This window comes from Candidatus Cloacimonadota bacterium (assembly GCA_012522635.1).
Taxonomy (GTDB): domain Bacteria; phylum Cloacimonadota; class Cloacimonadia; order Cloacimonadales; family Cloacimonadaceae; genus Syntrophosphaera.
Genome location: JAAYKA010000098.1, coordinates 1 through 8,376, shown reverse-complemented (window position 1 = coordinate 8,376; position 8,376 = coordinate 1). Strand labels below are relative to the sequence as shown.

Here is an 8,376-nt window from a genome sequence, read left to right as displayed (position 1 = left end):
TGTCTCCACCCTAACCCTTTTTGCGCACCAGAAGATACTTTAGAAGCAGGTCTTCCAGCGGGGTGGCTGTGCTAACCGCGTTGTATTCTATCTGGTATTGGTGACAGCCTTTCTTGAGTTTTTGGATGTGCTCGGAATAATTTTCCAAATATTCTTTGCGAATCTGCCAAGGATTTACGGTAATCTTTTCGCCAGTTTCGCTATCCACAAATTCTGTCTCACGCTTGAAGTCGAAATTGTCTTCCTGGATGTCCGCAATGTGGAAAACCAAAACTTCATGGTGTTGGGAACGGAAATGTCGCAGTCCATCAATCACGCGGTCGGGGTCATCCAGCAAATCTGAAATCAGGATGATGAGGCTGCGTTTACGGATGCTTTGTGCGGCCTTGTGCAGATTTTCCAACAGGCGCGTGGAATCCTTTGGCTCCAGTTCCGCCAACACACGAAAGATTTGTGAAAGGTAGCCTCTGTATGCCTTTGGCGGCAACATTGAGGTGATGGTTTCGTTGAAAGTTATGAGACCTGCGGCATCTTTCTGACCAATCATGAGCCATGACAGCGCCGCCGCCAAACGGCAGGCGTAGTCAATCTTGCTGCTCTTTCCCGAAGCGTAGAACATGGAGCGTGAATGATCCAAAATGATGTGGCAGCGCAGGTTTGTCTCTTCTTCAAAGCGCTTCACATAGTAGCGGTCGGTTTTGGCAACGATTTTCCAATCGATATTTTTAACCGGATCGCCGCTGTTGTATTCACGATGATCCGCAAATTCCACGCTAAAACCGTGGTAGGGGGATTTATGCAATCCCACCAAAAAACCTTCCACAATCATCCGCGCCTGAAGCTGATAGCGCTTCAGTTTTGCCGCGGTTTCCTCTGTGAGCAGCGTCAAAACCTTATTCCTTGGGCTTTCCTTTGTAAAGAATACCGAATGGGATGATGATAGCGTAGGCAATCACCAAAATCACCGGCGAAATCGCAATCTCATTTTTGGCCATGATGATGTAGCCGATTATGAGCAGCAGCAACGCCACTCCCAAAATGATATAGTTAATCGGGCCAAGTTTGAGCCGTTCCTTGTCTTTGGACATTTTTTCTCCCGTTTTATTGCAAGTTATATTGCGCGTCGTAGCTGTGGAACGCGTCCCGCACCCGCTCGTATGCCAGGTCAGACAATTCGCTGCGGTTTCGCGTCGGATCAAATTCCAGCGGGTCCAGGAAGCAGAGTTCCGCTTCCAGCTTTCGCGCCATCAAATTCCAATAGTATTTCAAAAAATTTATGCCTTCATACCAACTGACCACGGAGCGGTTTTCGTCCGTAATTGGTTTTCCATCCAGCCTCTTATAGCGGATGCAGGCAGGTAATACCGTGCTTCCCGCATCAACCGCAACCTGGAAAAGCGAGCGCCAAAATTCTTTAACAGTGGAACCATCCGTGCCAGCTTGTTCAGGAAAAAGCACCACCTTAAAGCCGGAACTCAAAACTTCGGTGAATCTCTTTATTTCCTGGGGAAGGTTGACTTTTTTCTTGCGGTCTGTATAGAGGCAACCGCCGTTGCGAACGATGCTTCCCAGCACTGGCGTCTCACTCATCTGGGTGGAAGTGATAAATACATATTTTTCCACCGCGCCCAGGATGAAAATATCCAAAAAGGACGAATGGTTCGACACCACCAGATATTTTTCACCTGTCAGCCTAGCCAAAAGCTCAGGGTTTTTCACTTTTAATTTTACGTTAAATGAACGCAAAAACCAATTGGCAGCGCGTTTGGTGTTCTTGATCTCTTTTTGGCGTCGTTTTACTGGATCCCGGTTAAAAAGCCGAATAAAGAAAGACCTTGCAAAAAAATCGCATAAAATAATAATATGCCAGAGGACTTGCAGGATCTTGATTATCCATTTCACTTTTCTTTCTCCTGTGTTCTGCTTTTTACGATATTTTGTCAATTTATCCATTAGGCGCCGGCGCTGCTTTCTGTCAAGGATTTTCGCTCAAAACCATCCCTTTTTTCATCCAACAAAAAACCCCGCAGCGTCTGCCACGGGGTTCCATCATAAGATTTGTGATTGTTATTTCATGATGACCATCTTTTTGGTCTGATTGAAGGAAGGAGTCTGCAGTTTGTAGAAGTAGATTCCGCTGCCAACTGTGGCGCCGCGTTGATCTTTACCGTTCCAAACGATGCTGTGGCTGCCTTGGTCAAGTTTGTAGGATCTCACCAATTGACCGTTGAGGTTATAGATGTTCAGTTCACCGCTTTCACCAGCCTTGAGGGCAACTTCGATATTGGTTCTGCTGCCAGCCTTGAAGGGGTTGGGATAGGCATTTTTCATGGAGGTGACTTCAGGCAGCACGGGTGGCACGTTTCCTTCCACGGTCACGCTCACGGGACCATGGAAATCGCTGCCCAGATATTCCACCGCTTCCAGCCAATAGTGGTAGGTTTGGCCGATCTCGACGCTGTTGTCCGTAACTCTGTAGCTTTGAGCCGTGCTGGTATTTGTGGCAGGAATAAGCACAGGTGTGATCAGGATGGCGCCGCTTTGGTTGGTACTGCTGTTGCGATGCACGCGGTAGCCGATCATGTGATTTTCGCTCTGGCTCACCCAGTTCAGTTCAACGTTGTTGATCGCATTCACCGTGGCTGTGAAGCTGCTAAGTTCCACAGGAGTCACGACAACCGCGATAACAGGGATCTGATCCCCGGCTCCCGGATCGGTGACTTCCAGAGGTTGCCACGTACGGCCGCCACCTTCAAAGTGGTAGCTTCCTTCCAGGTCTTCGGAAAGTCCGGTATAGGCAAAAATGCCATCTTCATTCGTGTAACCAACTAATTCACCATTGTGATAAACTGCCACCATCGGGGTGGGCGGGTTGGTGATGAAATAGATGGTAATTGCTTCAACTTCATGCAGTTCCGCATAAAAAGCAAAGGCCAGGTCATCATCGATATCGTCGCGGGAATTGCCGGAACTTACTTTCGCCATATCTTTCAGCAGGTTACGGTCAGCCGTTTTGGCGTCAATACCATAATGTTCATATTGATAGGAGTGGATGTTTCCACCGCTGCCGGGTGCCCACATGAACAAGTGGTCATCACCATAAGCAATGGCCTGGGCTGAGAACCAGCCTTCCTGAATATCCACTTCTTCGGGAAGCTCAATCTCATATTTATAGATGTTCCAAGTGACTTCAAGAAACTCCCATTCCACGCTTTCCACGAAGGTGGTTGTTGCCATCACATCGTAGAACATGTAATCGGGTTCCTCCCAATCCATTTCGCCATCCAGGTAAGTTAAAACAAAGCCAAGGCCAACCGGCGCACCCGTTTCGCCATCAACGGCAATCACATTCAGATCCGGATCCAGGATTTCATAGGAATTTTCGTAAGCCCAGCCTCCGGGAACAAAAATGGTGGCCAGTTCGTCGCCTGCATTGGCAAAGAAGGTGTATGTATCGGGGCCGGTTCCGCTGGATATGGTCAGATTCTCCAAAACAAGAACTCCATCCACATAAACGCTGAGCCTGCCGCCGCTCCAGCCATCGCCCCATTCATCATAGAGGTTCAGTGTGTAGGTTCCTGTGCTCGGCGCAAACAGCGCTTCAGGCACAAATATACCCACGGGAGCCACCCAATCACCGCCGTCCGTGGCAATGACATTCATGTCCGGATCCAAAATTTCATACCAGTTTTCATCTGCATAATCTCCAGCAGTGTAGCGGGTTGAAATTTCATCACCCTCATTGGCAAAGAAAGTGAAATCGGCATATTCTGGACCGCTGCCAAGCGAGATGGCGTCCAAAACGACGACCCCATTCACCATCACATCCAGACAGCCATAATCCCAGCCATCTAAATATCTGTCAAACAATCTCACGGTGTAGGTGCCGGTGACAGGCGCCAAAAGCGGCTGTTTGGGTTCGGTCCAATGGCCTTCAGGTTTGCCGTAAAATCTTACGATGAAAGGCTCTTCTTCGTTTGCCACGGAAGGAACCCAGCCGAAGCTTGTCCAGTTTCCGGGTGTGCCATAAAACTCCACTTTTTTGATTGCTTCGGTGAGACCTTCGAATTCATCATTCATCCAATAGTTGACACCAAGCTCATAGTGAACCGTACTGGTATACAAATCCTGGGGGTTGGGCACATACGGTTGATTGAAAATCTGCTGATACTGCGCTGACAACATGCCAAAGGCAAACAAAGCCAGCACAGCGGTAAAGATACTAAGTTTTTTCATAACAGTCTCCTGTTTTAATAATGGTTGAGGGCGGAAATAATCCTGCACCCACGTTATCGAAAGCCTGTGAAACCTTGGGTTCCCAGAGCTTTCGTTTTTCATGATCTATGTTTAGCTCCCGTTTTGAAAAACAGGAGCGATTATTTTCGCTATAAAAACCTTGATATCCAGCTTTTAGAGGCATTTTTCAATGAATTGTGATTCGGCTTTTCCTAATCATTTACACTCTATTAAATACATTATATGCTGAATATTGATTGAGACAAACCTTTTAAACCCTCAAACGAATCTTGGAAAACCACCTGATGGCGAAATATGACCCGCTTTCCATCAAAGCGCTGTAACAACTACACAAGTGTAATGCGTTTTATTGCCTTAATCTGTTTGCTTGAACAGCTATCGCTCCAAAGTGGCAAAAAGCTCCGCGCGCTGGGTTTTGGAAATGCTGTGTAGCTGCAAATCAAGCTTATGATGCTGTTTCAAAAGTTCCAAAAACAATTTTGACGCCTTTTCCCCGGCTTTCAGCATGGTTTTCCACTCTTGCACAAACTCACCCTTGTTCCAATAAAGATTGATGATTTTGGCAAGTTCCTGCAGTTTTGCCATTTGCTCGAAACTCAGCGCATCCGTGGCAAGCACCTGCCAGGGCGGGCTGCCTTGCCAGATATAGCCGCGTTCCCTGGCGATCTGAAGCATGGGGGTTTCGGGCAGGATTTTCAGCATGCCGAGCTGGATTTCGGCGGGAAAGGTGGAAGCCAGTTCGTCCACACTGCGCAGGACGGAGCTGTATTTTTCACCGGGAAGGCCGGCCAGAAGATCGGCATGGACGCAGATTTGGGTGCGCTCACGCAGGGCATTCAAAATTGATTTCGCCTTGGCCCAGTTTGAGGCGCGGCCGCAAGCCCGGGCAACAGCGGCATCGATGGTTTGGATGCCAATTTCAAAGCGAATCCGCTGCGGGGGCACCCGTTCCAAAATGCGCAGGTCTTCTTCGCTGATTAATTCTGGATAGATTTCAAAATGGTATTCGCAGCGGGCGGGATTTTTGATGGCATAATCCCAAATTAAGCGCGCCAGCCGTGGCTGCGCGTTGAAGCTGCGATCCACAAATTTAAGGGTGCGAGGCTGCAGAGCGAGCAGAGCGTCCAACTCTTGGAACAGTTTTTTGCGGTCGGTTGCGGAATCTGGATTGAAGCGCGCTTCGTTGCGGTCATCCAAGGCGGAAAGGCAATAGGCACAATGGTATGGACATCCGCGCGAGCTTTCGTAATAGACCAGTTTATTTTGCAGGGTGGATTTATCCGCGCGTCGATAGGGAAAAGGAAGCTCCCGCAGATGCGGCGCTGGCAGTTCGTAAACCCCTGTGGACAGGGAGAATCCAGCCTCTGCCAGCTTGCGAATCGCGCCCTCTCCGGGACCTTTGACGATAAAATCGAAAACTTCGGGGAAGGCTTCTCCGCGTCCGGCTTCGGGGCCACCCAAAACTGTTTTCACCCCGGGCAGAACTTTCTTCAGTTCCCGCGCCAATTCAAAAACAACGGAGCTGTTCCAGATATAGGCGGAAAAACAGGCTATATCAGGCTTTTCACGATATACGCGGGTCAGGATGTCAAAAAGCGGTTCGGAAAGCGTGAACTCCAGCAGGTTGATGGAATATGGCAAACCGCGCAGGTTTTCCCGCAGAATATAAAGCGATGGGGTGCTTTGATACCAAGCGCTGTTCAGCCCAATCAGGCAGATTTTACTTTTCTTGTTCAGGACGCGATTCTCCTTTTTTGGCAAAATGAGCGCAAGCCCTGCCCTTGTCAAGGAATTTGAGCGCTGACCCGCGCGAATGCTGTTGCCCATCAGGATATCCATGTTTTATTAAGCAGAAAAAAAAGCGCCGGGTTTTTGGGCTTCCCGGCGCTTCATTCTTCACTTTTTTAGGAAGGAGAAGGAGATGATTTGAAGTACTTTCTTTTATTTACCGTTATTGTCCCAGATCCCGCTGCATCACTCTGCGAGTGTGGCGGAAGTTTTGCATGGGGGTCATTTTGCTTTTGCGGCTGGGGGTGGGGTTGTTGCGTCCATTAGGGCGCCCGTAGCGGGCTTCTTCATATTTGGGCTGGAATTTCTCACGCTGTTCAGGGGTGAGTTCTTTCAAAATCTGTTCCTTGTGTTCCAGTTGGGTGCTTGATTTGACGCGCATTTTTTCATGGAGCTGGTCGTTCAGCTTTTGCGCGGCTTTAAAATCGCTGGCCTTGAGGGCTTGATTCATGTCAATACGCAGGTTCTCAATCTCTGCGTTCACGCTGTTCATCGCCTTTTTCTGGTTGGTTTGCAATTGAGTAATCTTGCTGTTTTGGGCTTCGGTGAGGTTCAATTCCTTCATCATATCTGTGCAGACTTCAGCGGCTTCGGGCATGGGTTGGCTGAGAGCGCGGGAGCCGTGTTTGCGTTGGATTTGGGGATAATCTTTTCCTTGCGCGGCAAGCATGCCAGCCACAAGCAGTATTCCGAGGGTTATAATCACATATTTTTTCATTGTTTGTTTCTCCTGTTGTTTCGTCTTTCTTCGAACTTTTTCATGCGTTCGAGGCGCGTGTTAAAGTGTTCTTCCGCCTCTTGGGCACTCAGGTTTTTGCGGTATTCAAGCAACTTATGGCCCATGGCGCGTTCCAAATCGCTTTGCGCCAGGATGGACCGATCGATTATTGAAAGGATTTCAGTTTCGTTTACGGGATCTTTGGCCATTTCCTGCATCAGTTCCTTTTTTATGGCATAAAAATCTTCGCGCAGCTTGATGACTTCAGGGTCGGTATGCTCCGGAGATTCTGGCCTTTCCTGCCCACGTTCGTTGGGTGGGCCGGGACGATAATGATGGGAAATGTGGTTCTGGCGATAGATTTTCATCACGATGAACCCGCCAATGATTCCGAGATTCAAAAACAGCGAGAAAAGCAGCAAAATGGTCGTCAGTCGTTTGCTCATGGAGGCCTCCTTTTAGAACAAATCCGCTGTGACGGTGCTTTCACCGAAGGCCGCAACATCGCGGTTATCGGTGTTTTGGTTTTGCTGCGAGTATATCTCGGCGGCATTTTCGGGAAGGGGATTGACGTTTGGATAGGCGGTTTTGCCGATGGCAACGCCAAGAATCAGGCTGAGAGCCACCGCCGCGAGCGCGGGAATGGTCTGGAAACCACGGGCACGTTTAAGATGTACGCGCCGGCTTTCGTGGGCGGAAATTTGATCCATAATGCGGTGGTGGAGCCAGCCGGGAAATTCCGGTTGGGTCTCAGCGTTCAGGATCTGCCGCAAGCGGATGCCGTCCTCTCGATAGGCACGACAAGCCGCGCAATTTTGCAGATGCAGATCCAGCGCGCGGTCTTTCCCCAGCTCTTTATCAAGCTGAAGTTCGATCAAGCGTTTAGCTTTGCTGCATCTCATGGTTTCCTCTCTTTGGCTGCCCAAATGGCAAGCCGCTTTTTGTGTTTCATAATCTATACTCTCCCTTCACGTCTATCCTTCAACAATTTTTTCCGCAGTTGCTTTTTTGCCCGTACGAGCAGCGATTCCACCGCCTTCACGCTGATGCCAAGTTGTTCTGCCATTTCCTTATAGCTCAACTTTTCAAAATATTGCAGTTGAATCACACTGCCCAAACGTGGAGGCAGTTCTCGGATGGCGGCATGCAAGAGGCTGTGGTCGGGCTCGGGTTGGGGGACGTTTTTATCCGGATAACGGTCGAAAGTGCTGGGTTCAACCTGGACAAAACGGTTTTTTTGCTTCAGGAAGGTCATGCTTTTATTGTATGCAATGCGGTAAACATAGGCCAGAGCTGTGGCTTCCTCCACGCGGTCAATATGCTCATAAAATGAGATAAAGACCATCTGCACGACGTCATTGGCGTCGTTGTCGTTGCCCAAAAGCGTCAATAGATAGTGATATATCCGCTTGAAATGGGCGTTTAGGAAATCTTCAAACTGCTCTTTTCTCATGTGCCAAACCTTGCAAACAATACTATGCTCGGAATAAGATACTGCAAAAATTTAGCGCGGCACTTGTCAAGATTTTTCAAAAAAGGAACGCTGATGAAGGGGGAAAATGCGGTTGGCGCGGGGGTTTATTTGTAACACAGGATTTGTTTTACGTTTTCCT

Annotated in this window: 9 protein-coding genes; all 9 read right to left on the bottom strand. The window is 48.8% G+C overall.

Annotation, left to right across the window (positions count from 1 at the left end; all coding sequences use genetic code 11):
* Positions 1 to 10: 10 nt before the first annotated feature.
* On the bottom strand, positions 11 to 889 hold the full coding sequence (locus tag GX135_05220; protein ID NLN85489.1) for a DUF58 domain-containing protein: 879 nt from the start codon (positions 887 to 889) through the stop codon (positions 11 to 13).
* Positions 890 to 893: 4 nt separating this feature from the next.
* Positions 894 to 1,088, bottom strand: coding sequence for a hypothetical protein (locus GX135_05215; protein NLN85488.1), 195 nt, complete (start codon positions 1,086 to 1,088; stop codon positions 894 to 896).
* A 13-nt stretch (positions 1,089 to 1,101) separates the two neighbouring features.
* A complete protein-coding gene (locus GX135_05210; GenBank protein NLN85487.1) occupies positions 1,102 to 1,902 on the bottom strand; it encodes a 1-acyl-sn-glycerol-3-phosphate acyltransferase in 801 nt (266 codons plus the stop codon).
* A 165-nt stretch (positions 1,903 to 2,067) separates the two neighbouring features.
* The gene (locus GX135_05205; GenBank protein ID NLN85486.1) at positions 2,068 to 4,236 is read right to left on the bottom strand and encodes a T9SS type A sorting domain-containing protein; all 2,169 of its coding nucleotides are present in this window, start codon (positions 4,234 to 4,236) and stop codon (positions 2,068 to 2,070) included.
* Between the two features lie 396 nt (positions 4,237 to 4,632).
* The gene (locus GX135_05200; GenBank protein NLN85485.1) at positions 4,633 to 6,084 is read right to left on the bottom strand and encodes a DUF4080 domain-containing protein; all 1,452 of its coding nucleotides are present in this window, start codon (positions 6,082 to 6,084) and stop codon (positions 4,633 to 4,635) included.
* A gap of 124 nt (positions 6,085 to 6,208) precedes the next feature.
* Positions 6,209 to 6,763 (bottom strand): hypothetical protein, encoded by a 555-nt coding sequence (locus GX135_05195; protein NLN85484.1) that lies wholly within the window; start codon positions 6,761 to 6,763, stop codon positions 6,209 to 6,211.
* A complete protein-coding gene (locus tag GX135_05190) occupies positions 6,760 to 7,209 on the bottom strand; it encodes a hypothetical protein (GenBank protein NLN85483.1) in 450 nt (149 codons plus the stop codon). Before GX135_05190 ends, GX135_05195 begins: the two co-directional genes overlap by 4 nt.
* A 12-nt stretch (positions 7,210 to 7,221) precedes the next feature.
* A complete protein-coding gene (locus GX135_05185) occupies positions 7,222 to 7,665 on the bottom strand; it encodes a hypothetical protein (GenBank protein ID NLN85482.1) in 444 nt (147 codons plus the stop codon).
* Between the two features lie 53 nt (positions 7,666 to 7,718).
* Positions 7,719 to 8,216: an RNA polymerase sigma factor gene (locus GX135_05180; protein NLN85481.1), complete on the bottom strand. Its 498-nt coding sequence runs from the start codon at positions 8,214 to 8,216 to the stop codon at positions 7,719 to 7,721.
* Positions 8,217 to 8,376 lie beyond the last annotated feature (160 nt).

Excerpts from the sequence above, each read along its gene's own strand:
- GX135_05205 (NLN85486.1), bottom strand. The coding sequence starts at position 4,236 with ATGAAAAAACTTAGTATCTTTACCGCTGTGCTGGCTTTGTTTGCCTTT.
- GX135_05215 (NLN85488.1), bottom strand. The coding sequence starts at position 1,088 with ATGTCCAAAGACAAGGAACGGCTCAAACTTGGCCCGATTAACTATATC.
- GX135_05200 (NLN85485.1), bottom strand. The coding sequence starts at position 6,084 with ATGGGCAACAGCATTCGCGCGGGTCAGCGCTCAAATTCCTTGACAAGG.
- GX135_05195 (NLN85484.1), bottom strand. The coding sequence starts at position 6,763 with ATGAAAAAATATGTGATTATAACCCTCGGAATACTGCTTGTGGCTGGC.
- GX135_05180 (NLN85481.1), bottom strand. The coding sequence starts at position 8,216 with ATGAGAAAAGAGCAGTTTGAAGATTTCCTAAACGCCCATTTCAAGCGG.
- GX135_05190 (NLN85483.1), bottom strand. The coding sequence starts at position 7,209 with ATGAGCAAACGACTGACGACCATTTTGCTGCTTTTCTCGCTGTTTTTG.
- GX135_05185 (NLN85482.1), bottom strand. The coding sequence starts at position 7,665 with ATGAGATGCAGCAAAGCTAAACGCTTGATCGAACTTCAGCTTGATAAA.